This window comes from Lentzea fradiae (genome assembly GCF_900100955.1).
Taxonomy (GTDB): Bacteria; Actinomycetota; Actinomycetes; order Mycobacteriales; family Pseudonocardiaceae; genus Lentzea; species Lentzea fradiae.
In genome coordinates this window covers 270,928-287,457 of sequence record NZ_FNCC01000003.1, presented here as the reverse complement: position 1 = coordinate 287,457, position 16,530 = coordinate 270,928, and the positions used below count along the sequence as shown (strand labels likewise).

The following is a 16,530-nucleotide window of genomic DNA, read 5'->3' as shown; positions in this document are numbered from 1 at the left end:
TCCGGCCAGGGGGTACCCGTTCGGAGCCGGCCTCAAAGGTGATCTTCCAGGCGTCCGCTCCCCTGGCGTGGCAGCGCCGCCCCGGGAAGGCCCGGGGCGGCGCTGCCGAGCGGCGTCAGTTGATGACGAAGCCCGATCCCGGCTCGACGAGGACGTCACCGTCCCGCGAGTTCGTGATCGTCACGTTCGTCAGCCGCGCCGAGCCCTTGGCCGCCGCCATCGCGAGGATGCCGGAGCCGTTGTTGGACTTGTCGATCCGGACGTTGGTGATCTGCACGTTCGGCATGCCCTGGCCGCCTCCCTTGAACTGGATCCCGTCGTACGTCGAGTCGTGGATCTCGGTGTCGCGGATGACGACTCCGGGGATCGGCAGGTTGTCGGAGAACAGCGTGATGGCGCCGAACTCCTGGTCCTCGTTCCAGAACGCGCCGCCCGTGCGGTAGAGGGCGTTGTTGGCGAGCAACGTCGTCCCGCCGAACGGCAGCGGGTCGTGGTCGGTCGCCAGCATGATGCCCGGGTAGTTCGCCGTGTCGGAGATGATGTTGTTCTCCGCGCGGTTGTTCGACCCGCCGTAGATCGCGATCCCGTTGGCGCGCCAGGGGAGTGCGATCGTGTTGTTGAGGAACGCGTTGCCGTTGCCCGCGTCCGCGACCGGGTCGCGCACGTACTTCGACGCCCACACCGCCAGCGCGTCGTCGCCCGTGGTGCGGAACGACGAGTTGAACACCGTGGAGTTACGCGTGCCGTTGGTGAAGTTGATGCCGTCGGCGTAGGTGTTGCGGATGCGCATGCCGCTGAACAGCAACCCGTCGCCGGGGTTCCACAGCTCCGGCAGGTTGGTGTAGTCGCGGCCGACCCAGACGCCGACGTTGGCGTGCTCGATCCACACGTTGGTGATCTTCGTGTTCTTGCCGAACCGGCCGTTCAGGCCGACGCCGCCCTCGGCGTCGCCGTCACCGCCGCGGATCCGGCCGGAGCCGAAGATCGCGATGTCGGAGATCTTCGTGTTGTCGTCGATGTCGAACCCGAAGTTGCCCTCGTGCGGGTGGTTGATCGTGCCCGCGTCCTGCGGCTCGATCAGCGAGAACAGCTGCGAGTGCCACATGCCGGCGCCGCGGATGTCGACGTTGCGGATGCCGACCTGGTTGTGGCCGCCGGAGTTCTGCCGGGTGAGGATCTTCTTCTCCTGGCGGAACCTGCCCTCCGGGATCCAGACGCAGGGGATCTCGCCGTTCTGGTCGGCGGTGACGGCGCGCTGGATGGCGTCCGCGTCGTCGGTCTGGTCGTTCGGCGTGGCCCCGTACTGGGTGATGGAGACGCACTCGGCGGGCTTCTGCGCGGGCGGGGCGACCTGCTCCAGGTCGACCAGGTCGATGACGTAGAACTGGGCGTTGTCACCGGAGTCGCGCTGGAGCTTGAACTTCGTGCCCGCCGGGTAGGTGTTCGCGAGCAGCTGCGAGGTCTCGTCGAACAGCCTGCGGGCGTCACCGCCGGGACGGTTCGTGAGGCACTCCGGCGGGTCGCAGACGCCGTAGAGCCAGCTGTGCCTCGACGACAGCGTCAGCTTCTGCACGAACTGGTCGTTGGCGTACAGGCTGATCGTCGCGTCCTGGCCACCGCCGCCGGGGGCGTCCGGGATGGAGTTGCGCACGACGATCGAGTTGGTGCTGACCGTCGAGGTGATCTCCACGAACTGGCCCTGCGAGTCGAGCCGCACCGACTTGCGGCCCGAGGACTCGGAGCCGAAGTTCGTGTGCCCGAACGTGCGCTCGGCGTCGGCCTGCACCAGCGTGCCCTGGTAGCGGCCCGCTTCCGCCTCGTAGGTCGTGAACGGCACGGACGCGCCGCGGCCGACCACGATGGACTGGGTGGCCGTGTTGTTGTTCTCGTTGGTCTCCGCGACCTGGTTCGTCGCGTCCGCGGTCGCGGTGGCCGTGGCGCCACCGTTCGTGGCGGTCCAGGTGCCGACGTTGACCGTGACGGTCTGACCGGCGTTGATCGCGGAAGTGTTGGCGTTCAACGTGGTGCCGCCGACGGAAACGCGGGTCACCGACGCTCCTGCGGCTGACGTGCCGCGGTTGTTGACCTGCACCGCGAACGTGACCTGCGCACCGGCCGCCGGGGACGACGGGTTCGGCGTGATGCCGAGGACCTGGAGGTCCGGACCCGGCGCCTGGCCGACGACCAGGGGCGAGCCGGAGATGAAGGTGTTGTTGCCCTCGTTGGTCTCCGCGACGGTATTGGCCGGGTCCACGGTGGCCGAGGCCGGGTAGGAACCGGCGCCCTTGCGGCCCGCGTCGACGGTGACGGTCGTGGTGGCCCCGGCGGCGAGACCGCTGACCTGGGCGGTGCCCGCGACGGTGCCGCCGAGCGTGACGTTCAGCGTCGTCGCGCCGGACGCGACGGTGCCGCCGTTGCGCACGGTGGCGGTGAGCCTGATCGCGTCGGCCTCGCTCGGGTTCTGCGGCGTCCACGTCAGGTTCGTGACGGTCAGGTCGGGAGCCGGGGCGGACGTGCCGAACACCTGGAACTCGGCGACCTGGCCGCCGGGTGCGCCCGTGTTCGAGTAGAAGTGCAGCCGCACGTCCGACGCCCTGCCGGTGACCGGGATGGTCACGGTGTTGCCGGTGGCGGGGTCGAACCGGTGGTCCGCCCGTGCCTTCAGCGTCGCGAACGCGGTCGCGCCCGCTTGCCGGCCCAACACCTCGAAGTTCTGCGTGCGCGCGCCCCACGCCGAGTCGGGGTTGAGCTTCACGACGACCGAGGTGACGTCCGTGTTCGAGCCGAGCTTCGCGGTCAGGTGACCGGGAAGGCCGTTGGACTCCCAGTACGTGCCAAGGTTGCCGTCCACGGCGTTGGCGGCGGCGAAGTCGTGCACGTGCCCGGACTCCTCGACGGGCTTGCCCGCCGCGAGGTTGTCACCGGGTGGCGGCGGGTCGACCGGGCCGCCGGAGTCGCCGTGCACCTCGAACTCGCTGAGCTGAGCGGCCGCCCAGCCGGTGTTCGCGGTGACCGTGACGCGCACGTACCGGGCGGTGGTGGCCGCGAAGTCCAGCGTCACGGTGTTGTTCGAGCCGGGGGAGAACACCCGCGCGGCGGAGCCGGAGAGGTCGCTGAACTGCGACCCGTTCGAGCTTCCTTGCACGGCAAGCGTTTGCGTGCGCTGTTCCCAGTTCGCGGGCAGACGCAGCACGACCTTGCTGACGCTCCGCGCGGAGCCCAGGTCGGCCTGGAGCCACTGGGGGAACACGCCGTTCGTGCTCTCCCAGTAGCTGCCCTGGTTGCCGTCGCCGGCGTTGCCGGCGCCGTACGGGCCGTTGGTGCTGGACGCGGTCAGGGTCGCGGACAGCCGGACAACTGCTGCTCCTGCCGTGGGTGTCAGTCCGAACAGTGCGAGAGCGCTCACGACAGCAGCGCTCACCGCACGCCTCACCAGCGTGCTTTTCATGTGTTTCTTCCTTCGCGGCAGGGATATCAGTTGATGTTGATCTTGAAGGTGGTCGTGGTGTTCCTGATGTCCTGGAAGTTGTCCGAGAACCTCAGGCCGGTGAAGGTGACCTCGCCGGCGGCGGGACCCTGGCCGGGTTCCGGCATCTCGTTGGCCCACAACCCGAAGCCGGACTTGGCGTCGAACGCGTCGCCGGACTTGCGCGCACCCGAGATGCTCACGTTGGACAGCACGGTGTCCTGGAAGACGTTCTCGGGACCGCCGTTGTACTTCGTCTGGAACATGATCCCGCTGTAGGTGGGGTCGATGATCTCGACGTCGTTCACCCGGATCGCCGTGTACTTCTTGGAAGCGGAGAACATCCAGATCGCGCCGAACGTCTGCGCGCCCCAGAAGTGACCGCCGGAGCGGACCAGGGTGAGCCCGGTGAACGTCGTGGGCTCCGGCCCGAAGCCCTCCATCGGGTAGCCGAAGTCGAGCGAGCTGATCGTCACGGCGGAGTAGGTGAGCGTGTCGGCCACGTAGACGTTGCGGACCGTGTTGTTCTTGCCGCCGTACACCGCGATGCCCGCCGCCCGCCACGGGGTCAGCGCCGTCAGGTTCTCCAGCACGTTGTCCTGCAGGCCGGTGCCGCCGAGGTCGGTGGCGGCGAACAACGCGAACGCGTCGTCACCGGTCGAGCGGGCTTCGATGTTCGAGATCCGGTTGCCCGCGGAGCCGTTGGTCAGGTTGATCGCGTCCGCGTACAGGTCGCGGACCCGGCTGTCCCTGATGACGCTGTTGTCGACGTTCGTGCCCCACAGCACGCACATCATGTGCTCGACCCACAGGTTCTCGATGGTGATGTTCTGGACACCGTTGAGGTCGAAGACCTTCCCGGGCCCGTTGATGCGCTGCGTGTAGTTGCCGAACACGGCGAACCCGCTGAACGCCGACCCGCTCGCGGACGACTGGACGGTGAAGCCCAGGTCGGTGTTCTCCTGGGTGAGCGGGGCCTGGAACCGGGTGAACCACGGCCCGGCGCCGACGACCTTGACCGCCTTGCCGTAGACGGTGAACTTCTGCGCCGTCTGGTAGGTGCCGGCGGGCAGGTAGACGCCGACGAGGTTCCCGGTGGTGTCCATGCGGACGCGGTCGAGCGCGTTCTGCACGTCCTGGTGCGAGAACCCGGCGGGCACGGCGTACTTCGCCGGGTCGGGGTTCGCGGCGGCCGTCACCTGTTCGAAGTTCACGAAGTCGATCGCGTAGTTCGTGGTGTTGGCCGCGTCCTTCTGGAGCTTGATCTTCGTGCCCGCCGGGAACGTCGAGTTCAGCATGACGTTCGCCTCGTCGTAGATGTGCCGCGGCCCACCGGCTCCCGGCGAGTTGCCGGGCTCGGCCTCGTTGCCGTAGAGCCAGATGTAGCGCGAGGTGAGGTCGAGGGCCTTGTGGAACTGGCCGTTGACGTAGACGTTGAGGGTCGCGTTGATGCCACCACCGCCGGGGCTGTCCGGGATGGAGAACCGAGTGACGAGCGTGTTGGCGGGCGCTCCGGTGGTGAACTCGACCGACTGGCCGGTGGCGTTCAGCGTGACGGCGCGACGGCCGGACGCCTCACCGGCGAGGTCGCCGATCGTCCTGTTCGGACCGATGACCTGGGCGCCACCGGAGACGGTGCCGTCCTCGGCCTCGATGTGCTGCCACGGAACGCTGGCACCGCGCCCGATGAACAGCGACTGCTCGCTGATGTTGTTGCCCCGCTTGGCGGGGATCTCGTTGGCGTCGTTCGCGACCGTGGTGCGGACCGTGTACCGGCCGTCGGCGGCCTGCCAGGTGCCGAGGTTGACCGCGGCGGTCGTCGCACCCGCGTTGATCGTGCCGTTGTGGCTGCCCGTCAGCGTGCGGACGGTCTGGCCGTTGGCGTTGAGGATCGTGACGGTGACGCCGTGGGCGCCCGCCGCGGAGGCGATGCCGCCCTGGTTGCGCAGGGCGACGGAGAACGTCGTCGTCTGGCCGTTCGCGGGGTTGCTCGGCGACCAGGACGGCACGGGGACCAGGTCGGAGCTCGGCACCGGGCTCACGACGAGCCGGTCAGGGTGCCGGCGGGCGTTGTTGGTCTCGTCCTGCTCCGCGACCTTCTTCGTCTCGTCGACCTTCGCGGTGTACTCGTAGGAACCCTCCGGACGCGGCGGGATCGTCGTGCTGACGTTCGCCTGCGCACCGGCCGCGAGCGCGCCGACCTGGACCGTGCCGACGCTGGTGGTGCCGAGGAAGAACGTGACGTCGGTGGCGCCGCTGGCGGCCGTGCCCGCGTTGCGGACGGTGGCGTTGAGCGTGATCTGGTCGGTCTCGACGGGGTTCGCCGGGGTGAACGACGTGCCGGTGACGGTGAGGTCGGGGTTCGGGGCAGGGGTGCCGAACACCTGGATCTCCGCCACCTGCGCGCCGGGCGCACCGGTGTTGGACGTGAACCGCAGCTGCACGTCGGCGACGCGACCGGCGGCGTCGATGGTGACGCCGTTGCCGCTCGCCGGGTCGAACCGGTAGTCGCGGCCGGGGGTGAGGCGGGTGAAGCCGGTGGCGTTCTGCTCGCGGCCGAGCACCTCGACGTTCTGCGTGCGGGCACCCCAGGCCGCGGCGGGGTTGAGCTTGACCGCGACCGAGCTGACGTCCGCGTTCGCCCCCAGCTGGACGGTCAGCGTGCCGGGCAGGCCGTTGGACTCCCAGTAGGTGCCGAGGTCGCCGTCGTTGGCGTTGGCGGCGACGAAGTCGTGCACGTGGTTGTTCGCGGTGACGGGCTTGCCCTGCGCGAGGTTCGTGCCGGTGGCGCCCTCCCGCGTCACGGAGCCGCTGGCGGGCGACTGGTTGCCCGCCGCGTCCTTCGCGACGACGTGGTAGGTGACGCGCAGCCCGTCGGGCTGGGTGTCGGTGTAGGTGGTGCCGGTGACGGTCGTGCGCAGGACGCCGTTGGCGTACACGTCGTAGCCGGTGACACCGACGTTGTCCGTGCTGGCGTTCCAGGTGAGCCGGATCTGCCCGGACTGCGGCTGGGTGAGGGTGAGCCCGGTCGGCGCGGACGGCGCCTGCGCGTCCCCGCTCGTCGGGCCGTGCACCTCGAACTCGCTGATCTGCCCGGCGGGCCAGCCGGTGTTGCCGGTGATCCGCAGTCGCACGTACCGCGTGGTGGCGGCGGTGAAGTCGATGCCCACGGTGTTGGCGGAGGCGGGGTTGAACTCATAACCCTTGGCAGGGACGAGATCCGAGAAGTTCTGGCCGTCGGTGCTGCCCTGGACGGCCAGCGTCTGCGTGCGCGCACCCCAGTTCGCGGCCGGGAGCTTCAGCACGACCCGGTCGGCTCGCACGGCGGCGCCGAGATCGGCCTGGATCCATTGCGGGAACGCGTTGTTCGCGCTCTCCCAGTAGGTCGCCTGGTCGCCGTCACCGGCGTTGCCCGGCCCGTAGTCCTGGTTGGTGCTGCTCGCGCTGTAGGTGGCCCGCAGCGCCACGCTCGCGGCGGCCTCGCGCACCTCCAGCTTCGCCGTGGTCGTCGTGGCGCGGACGTGCCGGACGAGCGTCGGGTCGACCCGGAAGGTCACCTTGCCGTCCTCGAACCGGTGCGGGCCTTCGGCGACGAGCGTCGACCAGCCCCGGCCGTCGAGGCTCGTCTGGACGGCGAACGTCTCGGTGGTGCTGCGGGGAGCGGTGAGCGTGACCTGGTCGATGCGGGTCTGCTCGGTCAGGTCGAGGCTGACCGGTGCCGCCCGGGCGGCGGGGGAGACCGTCAGGCAGGCGGCGACGGTGACCAGGACTGTGAGGGGGGCTAGCAGGGAGCGGACGCGTGTCGTCGGTGACATGGCGTGCTGTGCCCTTCTCGGTGGGGACGCGAGGGGGTGTGGCGCGCCTCACCGTAGAAGTGACCAGCAGATTACCGCAATATCTCGACGTGATTGCGCAAATTTGCGACATCGACTGTGAGCAGGAAAGACGACCGCTTTTCGGGCCGGTCGGGTGGTGCCACTGGGTGTACGAAGGCTCTACCAGCAGTAGTTCCGGACTCCGTCAGGCGGTTCGAACCCGAACGTACCGCACAAACTGGTGTGGTCTCGATACGAGCGCTTGCGGCGGCTTGCAGTCCGGTTTGCGGTGACCGCCGCAAGGCTTGCGCAAGGCGTCACAGGTCCGCGAAGAACGCTCTGGCTCGGTTCAGCAGATCCAGCCTGTGCTCGCGCTTGCGCAGCGAGTGGCCCTCCCCGGCGTAGATCACGAGTTCGGAGTGCGGCACCGCGGCGTGGAGCAGCTTCGCTTGTTCCACCGGCACGTTGGTGTCGAGAGCGCCGTGCACGATCAACATCGGCGTGGTGACGCGGCCGGCGTAGGTGAGCGGGCTGTCACCGACGGCGGCCTCGAACCGCCCCCACTAGCCCGTCTCGGCCAGCTTGGGCCAGTCGGAGATCCCCGCGCCGACGAACGCGGCCTTGAACCTGCCCGTCCGCGTGTCACCCAGCCAGGCGGTCCCGCCTGCGCTGCGTGACGTGGCTTGGGAACGCGGGGGCCCTACGTTTCCCTACATGGGACGTAGGGCCCCCGCGTACTACACGGGAAACACGAAAGAGAGTCGCGAGCTGGGCGGGGTGTTACGGACCGCAGTGGTGGAAGCGAGGTTAGCGGAGCAGGTAGGCGTCGATGATCGTCATCTCCACCGTCTGGCCGCTGCCGGACGCCTTCGCCCGCAGCGACACCGACTTCGCGTTCTTCGGGTGGGTGAGCAGCAGGTGGTTGTGCCTGAGCTGCGTGCCGCGCCACGTCGTGCCGCCGTCGTAGGAGACCTCGACGGACGTGACCTTCACCGAGCCGCTCTGGGACTGGGTCGAGACCGGCACGTGGAGCACCTTGCCCGCGCGGGCGTAGCCGCCGTCGTCGAGCTTCGGGGTGAAGCGGACGACCGACAGCGGCAGGGCGGTCTGACCGGCCGTGGTGTCGCTGTCGAACGTCCAGACGGCGGAGACGGTGCTGCTCAGCCGCTGGTGCCGCAGCGAGGTCGTTTCCAGGCGGTACTTGCCGGGGCCCCGTGGGACGTCGGCCGTCAGCTTGCCCGCCTCACCCGAGTCGGCGATCTTCCGGTCGTCGCGGTACAGCGTCGTCGTCCCCTCCAACGCCGGGCTGTAGCCCGCGTTGCCCGCGCTGTCCCCGTGCAACGGCAGGTTGACGCCGATGGAGTTGCGGTTGCGGAACGCGTGCGGGACGCCCCGCGTCGGGGGCAGTGCCGGGCCGAACACCGCGCGGTTGAACGGTTCCACGTAGGTGACGCCGATCCGGTAGTGCTTCGGCGGCGTGGCGAGCGAGATGACGCCGCCCGTGGCCTCGATCAGGCTGACCTGGCGCGACCAGTCGCCGCCCTCGCCGCCGTAGTACTCGGTGCGCGGACCGGCCTGCAGGCGGTCGAGCGACCCCCAGCCCCAGCCCCAGTCGGCCTTCCCCGCGGGGGAGGAGACGTGGCTGACGGTCGCGTAGTCGTCCGGCTGCAACGACGGCATGTCCACCCGGACCTTCGCGAGGTCCCGGTACGACACCTTCTTCGTCACGCCCTTCGGCGCGGCGCCCTTGGTGTACCAGGCGAGGCCGTAGAAGTCGGAGCCCGAGGTCCAGTAGGTGGAGGTCTGGCCGAGCACCTCCGGGGAGCCGGGGCCGATGCTCGCGACACCGAGGTTGTCGGTCCGCTCGCTCACCGTGAAGTTGCTGACCACGTAGCTCGTGTCGCCGACGGTCCGTTCGAAACCGGTCTGCATCACCGAAAGCCGTGCCTCGACCGGCAGCGTCACCTGCACCGGCTTGGCCACGCGGGCGTCGAGCTCGATCGTCGCCGGACTGGTGACGGTCAGGTTCGGGTAGTTGATGACATCGGAGTAGCTGTCGTTGCCGGCCTGCGTGTACGTGCTGCCGGACAGCATGTAGCGGCCCTTGAAGACGCGGACGGCGCCGGTCGTGACGTCGGGCCAGAAGCGTTCACCGGTGTCGGCGTTGATGAGGAACGACGACCCGAAGAGCGGCTTGGCGCCGGACCTGTCGCGGTAGGTGATCGTGATCTCGTGGCTCTCCCGCTCCAGGTCGACGACGACCGCGGTGCGCAGGCCGTTCGCGACGATCGCGCCGCCCACCACGCCGCCGTCCGGTTGCTGGGCGATGTCGGCGGAGACGGTGGCGGTCGCCGAACCGCCGGCGGGCACGGTGAGCCGGGCGGGAGAGACGCTGAACACGCTGCCGTTCGTCTCGGCGGTGAGGTCGAGCGTGACGGTCTCGGAGCCCGCGTTGCTGTAGGTGATCTCCTGCGTCAGCGCGGGTTTCCCGGTGTGCGGCCACGGGTGTGAGCCGAAGGTGATGTTCGTCGGGGTCGCGGTGATGTCCTGCGTGATCACCTTGGCGAGGTCGACGCGGCCGGTGCCCTGGTCGAACGGCGTCAGCGCCGGGTTCGGCGTGGTGTTGCCCACGAGCCTGGCCTTCAGCTCGGTCCCGGGGAGCTCCGGGTGCTGTTCGCGCAGCAGCGCCGCGGCACCGGCGACGTGCGGGGCCGCCATCGACGTGCCGCTGAACGAGACGTAGCCGTCGGCGGCGGGCGGGCCGGCCGTGCCCGCGGTGTGCAGGGCGGCGACGATGCCGTCGCCGGGCGCGGTGAGGTCGGGCTTGAGCGTGCCGGCCGCGGTCGGGCCGCGGCTGGAGAAGTCGGCGATGTCGTCGGCGCTGTCGACGGCGCCGACGGTGAGGGCGGCGTCGGCGGAGCCGGGCGTCCCGATGGTCGCACCGGCCGGGCCCTCGTTGCCCGCCGCGATGACGAACAGCGTCCCCTTCTCGGCGGTGAGCCGGTTGACGGCCTCCTCCATGGGCTCGACCTCGGGGGAGTCGGTGCCGCCGAGGCTCATGTTGACGACCTGGGCGCCCTGCTCGACCGCCCACTCCATGCCTGCGATGATCTCGCTCTCGAAGCCGCCGCCGGTGTCGTTCAGCACCTTCACGTCGAGGATGCGGGCGTCCGGTGCCACACCGCGGTACCTGCCGCCGCTCTTCGCGCCGGTGCCCGCGATGATCGACGCCACGTGCGTGCCGTGGCCGTAGCGGTCGATGTTGTCCGGGGAGGCGGTGAAGTTGCGTTCGCCGATCTCGCGGTCGGCGAGGTCGGGGTGGGCGTTGTCGACGCCCGTGTCCAGGACCGCGACCGTCGTGCCCTTGCCCGTGAAGCCTTCCTCGTACGCGGCCGGGGCGTTGATCTGCGGGACGCTGACGTCCAGGTTCGCCCGCACGCGCCCGTCGAGCCAGATCTTCTTGATGCCGGAGGTGTCGAACGCGGACATCGCGTTCGACGACATCTCGCTGGTGAACATCCCGGCGAGCGGAGTCTTGGCCGCGTCGAACGCGACGGCGTTGATGCTCGGCAGCTGACGACCGGCGCTCAAAGTGCGCGCGGTGCCCTCGGGATAGGTGGCGATCACCGGCAGGGCGCCGTCGTAGGTGGCCAGTTCCGTGACGTCGAAAAGACGTTCGTCGAGCTTGCCCGCCGCGATCAACGGCATCGCGTCAGCGGGCACGACGTACTCGTGGCCCTGCGCGGTGTAGGTCGTGAACAGCACGTTCTCCCGGCCCGGCGCCGGGGTCACGGCCCGTTGCCCGGTGAGCACCCGGTCACCGGTGATCAGCGTGACCACCCCGGTGGGCGCCGGTCCGGGGGGAGCGGCTTGGGCCTGGCCGGCGGTGAGCAAAGCCCCGGCCAGCACGACAACTCCGAGTAATCGCACCCGGTCCTCCAGCGGTGGTGGTGTGAGAACGGTCTCACGGACCGTAGTCACGCCCCACTGTGGGTGACAAGGCGAACGACGTGCTGAGACGCACGACCTTTTGCTTGTGAATATCGAGGTCGCGCGGGTGGTGGCCGGCCACGTCCCGCCGGTCGGCCACCACCCTCCGCTCAGCGCAACAGGTAGGCGTCGACGATCGTCACCTCCACCGTCTGGCCGCTGCCCGACGCCTTGGCGCGCAACGAGACCGACTTCGCGTCCCGCGGGTGGGCGAGCAGGACCCGGTTGCCGCGCAGCTGGGTGCCGCGCCACGTCGTGCCGCCGTCGTAGGAGACCTCGACGGAGGTGACGTCCACCGACCCGGTCTGCGACTGGGTCGACACCGGCACGCCGAGCATCTGGCCGGCCCGGCCGTAGCCGTCGTCGTCCAGCTGCGGCCGGAAGCGGACCACCGACAGCGGCAACGCCGTCTGCTCCGCGGTGGTGCCGCTGCGGAACGTCCAGACCCCGGAAACCTTCGTGCTCAACAGCCCGGTCCGCGTCGCGGTCGCCTCCAGGCGGTACCGCGCGGTGCCCGGACGGACGTCGGCCATCGCCCAGCCCGCCTCGGCGGTCTCGGCGACCTTCTCGCCGTCCCGGTACAGCGTCGTCCTGGCCTCGGTGACCGGGCTGTAGCCCGCGTTGCCCGCGTTGTCGCCGTGGAGCGGGACGTTGACGCGCACGAAGTCACCGGTGCGGAACGAGTGCGGGACGCCGCGCGCCGGGGGCAGTGCCGGGCCGAACACCGCGCGGTGGAACGGTTCCACGTACGAGCGGCCGGGCTTGTAGTTCTTGAGCGGGCCCTCGACCGCCGCGATGTTGCCGGTGGTGTCGAAGAGGTTGAACCGGCGTGACCAGTCACCGCCCTCGCCGCCGTAGTACTCGGTGCGCTCGCCCGGTTCGAGGTTGTCGAGCGAACCCCAGCCCCAGTCGGCCTTGCCGGTGGGGGAGGAGGTGTGGCCGATGGACGCGGACTGCCCTTCCTTCAACGGCGGCATGTCCACCCGGACCTTCGCGAGGTCCTGCTGTGCCACCGTCTTCGTCAGACCGCTCGGCGCGGCACCCTTGGTGTACCAGGCGAGGCCGTAGAAGTCGGGCCCCGCGGTCCAGAACGTCGCGGTCTTGCCCGTCACCTCGGAGGAGTCCGGGCCGATGCTCGCGACACCGAGGTGGTCCACGGAGCCGCCGACCGAGAAGTTGCCGATCGTGTAGCTCGTGCCGTCGACGGTCCGCTCGAAACCGGTCTGCAACAACGAAAGCCGTGCTGGGACCGGCAGCGTCACCCGCACCGGCTTGGCCTTGCGGGCGTCGAGCTCGATCACCGCCGGGCCGGTCACCGTCAGGTTCGGGTAGTTGATGACGTCGTGCGTGTAGGGCGTGCCCCACGCCATGACGCTGCCGGACAGCACGTACCGGCCCTTGGCGAGCCGGACGGAACCGGTCGTGCCGTCGGGCCAGACGCGGGCGCCGGTGTCGACGTTGACGAGGAAGGCGTACCCCGAGGCGGCCTTGGCGCCGGACCGGTCGAGGACGTTGATCGTGACGTCGTAGCTCTCCGGCTCCAGGTCGACGACGACCGCCGTGCGCAGGCCGTTCGCGACGATCGCGCCGCCCACCACGCCGCCGTCCGGCTGCCTGGAGATGTCTGCGGTGACCGTCGCCGTCGCCGAACCACCGGCGGGCACGGTGAGCCGCGCGGGCGAGACGCTGAACACGCTGCCGTTCGTCTCGGCGGTGAGGTCGAGCGTGACGGCCTCGGAGCCCGCGTTGCTGTAGGTGATCTCCCGCGTCAGCACGGGTTTCCCGGCGTGCGGCCACCGGTGCTCGCCGAAGGTGATGCTCGTCGGGCTCGTGGTGACGTTCTGCCTGATCACCTTGGCGACGTCCACGCGGCCGGACCCCTGCTCGAACGGAGTCAGCCCGGCGTTCGGCGTGGTGGTACCGGCGAGGCGGGCCTTCAACTGCGCGCCCGTCAGCTCCGGGTGCTGCTCGCGCAACAGCGCCGCCGCGCCCGCGACGTGCGGGGTGGCCATCGACGTGCCGTCGAGCGAGGTGTAGCCGTCGGCGACCGGCGGACCGATCTTGCCGTCGGCGTGCCGCGCGGCGACGATGCCGACGCCCGGCGCGGTGAGGTCGGGCTTGAGCGTGCCCGCCAGGGTCGGGCCGCGGCTCGAGAAGTCCGCGATCTCGTCCTCGTGGTCGACGGCGCCGACGGTCAGAGCCGCGTCGGCGGTGCCGGGAGACCCGATGGTCCCGCTGTTCGGGCCGGAGTTGCCCGCCGCCACGACGAACAGCGTCCCCTTCTCGGCGCTGATCCGGTTGACCGCCTCTTCGAGCGGGTCGATCTCGGGGGTGTCGTAGCCGCCGAGGCTCATGTTGACGACCTGCGCGCCCTGCTCGGCCGCCCACTCCATGCCGGCGATGATCGAGCTGTCCTGACCGGAACCGTTGTCGGACAGCACCTTCACGTCGAGGATGCGGGCGTCCGGTGCCACACCGCGGTACTTGCCGCCGCTCTTCGCGCCAGTGCCCGCGATCGTCGACGCCACGTGCGTGCCGTGACCGTGGTGGTCGCCGTTGTCCGGTGACGTGGAGAAGTTGCGTTCGCCGATCTCTCGGTCGGCGAGGTCGGGGTGGGAGTTGTCGACGCCTGTGTCCAGGACGGCGACCGTCGTGCCCTTGCCCGTGAAGCCCGCTTCGTACGCGGCGGGGGCGTTGATCTGCGGGACGCTGCGGTCCAGGCTCACCTGGCGGCGTCCGTCGAGCCAGATCTTCTTGATGCCCGCCAAGTCGGCCGCGGACGTCCCGTTCGCCGTCGTTCCACCGGCGAACATCCCGGTGAGCGGCGTCTTGGCCGCGTCGAACGCGACGCCGTTGATGCTCGGCAGCTGACGACCGGCGCTCAGGGTGCGCGCGGTGCCCTCCTGGTAGGTGACGATCACCGGCAGGGCGCCGTCGTAGGTGGCCAGCTCGGTGACGTCGAAGAGACGTTCGTCGAGACGTCCGGACGCGATGAGCGGCATGGCGTCGCAGGGCACGACGTACTCGTGGCCCCGCGCGGTGTACGTCGTGAACAGCAGGTGCTCACGACCCGGCGCCGGTGTCACGGCTCGTTGCCCCACGAGCACCCGGTCGCCCGTGACCAGCGTGACCACGGGGTCGGGCACGGGTCTGTGGGGAGAGGCTTGGACCTGACCGGCGGTGAGCAGGGCACCGGTCAGCACGACGACTCCGAGCAAGCGCACCCGGTCCTCCGCGGTGGTGTGTGAGAGCGTTCTCACGGACCGTAGTGAGCCGCCGTGCGGGAGACAAGGTCTACACCAATTTCCGGTACGCTTTAACCTTTCCGCATGACGGGCCTGCGTGAACGCAAGAAGGCGGCGACCAGGGAAGCGCTGGCCGAGGCCGCCTGGACCCTCTGCGTCGAGCGGGGACTGGACGGGGTCACGGTCGAGCAGATCGCACGGGCCGCCGGGGTGTCGCTGCGGACGTTCTTCAACTACTTCTCGTCCAAAGAGGAGGCGATCGTCGCCGGGGACACGGCCACGGCCGTCGCGTTCGTCGACGAGTTCGCCGCCCGGCCCCCGGACGAACCGGTCCTCGTCGCGCTCAAGAACGCCCTGCACGCCGTCTACCCGAGCCAATCCGACTTCGACCGGCTCCGCCGGCTGCGCGAGCTGCGCCAGCACCCCGCGCTGCTGCCGCACGTCTTCGCCGCCTTCTCCGCCCGCGAGCAGGCACTGACCGCGGCCATCGCGCAACGCTGCGGCGCCGACCCCCTCGAAGACCCCTACCCGGCCGTCGCCGCGTCGTCGTTCCTCGCCTCGATGCGCGCCGTCGTGCACTGGTGGCTGACCACCCCGCGCGCCGCCGAGAAGGGCACGGCCGCCGAGCTGGTCGCCCGCATGATCGACCAGCTCGGCGCCGGCCTCACCAGGTGACCGGCAGCCGGTGCACGCCGTAGATCGACATGTCGGTGCGCAGCGGCACCTCGTCCACGGGCACCGCCAGCCGCAACGACGGCAGCCTGCGCAGCAGCTCGGTGAACCCGACCGTCATCTCCACCCGCGCCAGCTGCTGCCCGAGACACTGATGGATGCCGTGCCCGAACGCCACGTGGTGCCCGCGCGGCCGGTCCACCAGCAACGCGTGCGGGTCCTCGTACTGGCCGGGGTCGCGGTTCACGGCGGGCACCGACACCACGACCGTCTCCCCGGCCCTGATCGTGACGCCGCCGATCTCGACGTCCTCCTTGGCGTGCCGCGCGACCCCCATCGAGACGATCGACAGGTACCGCAGCAGCTCCTCGACGGCGTTGTCGATGAGCTCCGGCTCGTCCCGCAGCTTCGCGAACTGCCCGGGGTGCTCCAGCAACGCGAACGTGCCGAGCGCCAGCATGTTCGCCGTCGTCTCGTGCCCGGCGATGAGCAACAGGTTCGCGACGCCCACGAGCTCGTCGGTCGACAGGTCGGTGTCGCGCACCAGCCCGGACAACAGGTCGTCCCCCTGCGCGGCCTGCTTGCTCCGCACCAGTGAGTGCATGAACACCCGCAACCCGGTCGCGTTCTTGATCTGCTCGTCGATCGTCGCGTCGAGGCTCAACAATTTGGCCGTGCGCTCCTGGAACTCGTCCCGGTCGCCGTAGTCGACACCGAGCAGCTCGCAGATCACCAGCGACGGCACCGGCAACGCGAAGTCCCGCACCAGGTCCGCCGGCGGCCCCTTCTCGACCATCGCGTCCAGGTGCGACGTGACGATCTCGTGGACGCGCGGCGTCAGGTCCCGCATCCGCCGCACGGTGAACTGCCCCGTCAGCATCTTCCGGATCCGCGTGTGCTCCGGCGCGTCCATGAAGATGAACGACCCGGCCCGCCGCTCCGGCGGGAACATCTCGGCGTGCAGCTCCGGCGAGATCACCCGCCTGGCCCGGGGGCTGTTCATCCGGTCGGCGCTCATCCGCGGCTCCGCGAGCACCGCCCGCGCCTCCTCGTGCCCGGTGACGAGCCAGACGACGTCCCCGTCCGCCTGCTCGAACCGGTGCACCCGCCCCTGCCCGCTCAGCTCGGTCAACGCGGCGGCGGGGTCGAACGGACACCGCCCGTCCCGCCGGCTGAGCTCCGGAGGCAGCTGAGGACGGATCAGCTCCTGCGCCTTGCGCTGCCGCTCGGCCGTGGTCATGGCCCACTCCCTGTCTGACCCGGCGTGACCGGGTCATTGCTCGGCGTCACATCCACGCTACTCAAACTTGCGCACTGTGCAAGATTTTTGCCAGTGGTTTAC

Annotated in this window: 6 protein-coding genes and 1 pseudogene; 1 reads left to right on the top strand and 6 read right to left on the bottom strand. The window is 70.0% G+C overall.

Features of this window, described 5'->3' with window-relative positions; all coding sequences use genetic code 11:
- Positions 1–115 precede the first annotated feature (115 nt).
- The 5 genes and pseudogenes from BLT23_RS08515 to BLT23_RS08495 all read right to left on the bottom strand — a co-directional run bounded on the left by BLT23_RS08515 (position 116) and on the right by BLT23_RS08495 (position 14,495).
- Entirely contained in the window at positions 116–3,448 is a 3,333-nt protein-coding gene (locus BLT23_RS08515; protein WP_090047310.1) for a CARDB domain-containing protein, read from the bottom strand.
- A 26-nt stretch (positions 3,449–3,474) separates the two neighbouring features.
- Positions 3,475–7,281 carry a galactose-binding domain-containing protein gene (locus tag BLT23_RS08510; protein ID WP_090047308.1) on the bottom strand — a complete coding sequence of 1,269 codons (3,807 nt, stop codon included), beginning with the start codon at positions 7,279–7,281 and terminating at the stop codon, positions 3,475–3,477.
- Positions 7,282–7,598: 317 nt separating this feature from the next.
- Positions 7,599–7,802 (bottom strand): annotated as a pseudogene (locus tag BLT23_RS08505) (alpha/beta hydrolase family protein); the annotation flags it as partial.
- Between the two features lie 286 nt (positions 7,803–8,088).
- Positions 8,089–11,262 (bottom strand): S8 family peptidase, encoded by a 3,174-nt coding sequence (locus tag BLT23_RS08500; RefSeq protein WP_143035864.1) that lies wholly within the window; start codon positions 11,260–11,262, stop codon positions 8,089–8,091.
- A 119-nt stretch (positions 11,263–11,381) separates the two neighbouring features.
- Positions 11,382–14,495 (bottom strand): S8 family peptidase, encoded by a 3,114-nt coding sequence (locus tag BLT23_RS08495; RefSeq protein WP_090047301.1) that lies wholly within the window; start codon positions 14,493–14,495, stop codon positions 11,382–11,384.
- Positions 14,496–14,600: 105 nt separating this feature from the next.
- Here BLT23_RS08495 and BLT23_RS08490 point away from each other — a divergent pair, with 105 nt between their 5' ends.
- Positions 14,601–15,191: a TetR/AcrR family transcriptional regulator gene (locus BLT23_RS08490; protein ID WP_090047299.1), complete on the top strand. Its 591-nt coding sequence runs from the start codon at positions 14,601–14,603 to the stop codon at positions 15,189–15,191.
- On the opposite strand, the gene BLT23_RS08485 is transcribed toward BLT23_RS08490, so the two are convergent.
- Positions 15,181–16,428 carry a cytochrome P450 gene (locus tag BLT23_RS08485; RefSeq protein ID WP_090047297.1) on the bottom strand — a complete coding sequence of 416 codons (1,248 nt, stop codon included), beginning with the start codon at positions 16,426–16,428 and terminating at the stop codon, positions 15,181–15,183. The genes BLT23_RS08490 and BLT23_RS08485 overlap by 11 nt on opposite strands.
- Positions 16,429–16,530: the final 102 nt, after the last annotated feature.

Bases quoted from the DNA above. Each gene is read 5' to 3' on its own strand.
- BLT23_RS08515 (WP_090047310.1), bottom strand. From the start codon at position 3,448: ATGAAAAGCACGCTGGTGAGGCGTGCGGTGAGCGCTGCTGTCGTGAGC.
- BLT23_RS08490 (WP_090047299.1), top strand. From the start codon at position 14,601: ATGACGGGCCTGCGTGAACGCAAGAAGGCGGCGACCAGGGAAGCGCTG.
- BLT23_RS08510 (WP_090047308.1), bottom strand. From the start codon at position 7,281: ATGTCACCGACGACACGCGTCCGCTCCCTGCTAGCCCCCCTCACAGTC.
- BLT23_RS08485 (WP_090047297.1), bottom strand. From the start codon at position 16,428: ATGACCACGGCCGAGCGGCAGCGCAAGGCGCAGGAGCTGATCCGTCCT.